Here is a 348-nt window from a genome sequence, read left to right as displayed (position 1 = left end):
CAATGATTGGATTTCATGACGAAGAAACATTTTGATATCTACCAGCACCTGGTCATTTCTACTTCGAGCACTATGAATTTTCTTTCCGATGTCACCCAGCTTTTGCGTAAGCAAGAATTCAACCTGTGAATGAATATCTTCTACGGATTCGTGAATGGTGAATTGTGAATGGTGAATAATTAGTTTTACAAGAATTACTCCATTCACAATTGACAATTCACCTTCCCCCAGATTTAGTATTTTTGCGGCTATGTCAGTTCAGCCGATTCGGGTGAGTATTGTTAATCAATCCAATAACCCTTTACCTGATTATGCTACGATTGGTTCATCCGGGGTAGATATCAGGGC

General features: G+C 39.1%; 1 protein-coding gene. It reads right to left on the bottom strand.

What is annotated here, in order from left to right; translation table 11 throughout:
* Positions 1–207 (bottom strand): lyase family protein (locus tag VJI94_RS08115; RefSeq protein WP_324008980.1); only part of this gene is annotated, 207 nt, incomplete at its 3' end.
* Positions 208–348 lie beyond the last annotated feature (141 nt).

This window comes from Parvimonas sp. D9, from assembly GCF_035282565.1.
Classification (GTDB): domain Bacteria; phylum Bacillota; class Clostridia; order Tissierellales; family Peptoniphilaceae; genus Parvimonas; species Parvimonas micra.
The sequence above is the reverse complement of the archived record's forward strand: the minus strand, read 5'-3'. Positions and strand labels throughout refer to the sequence as shown.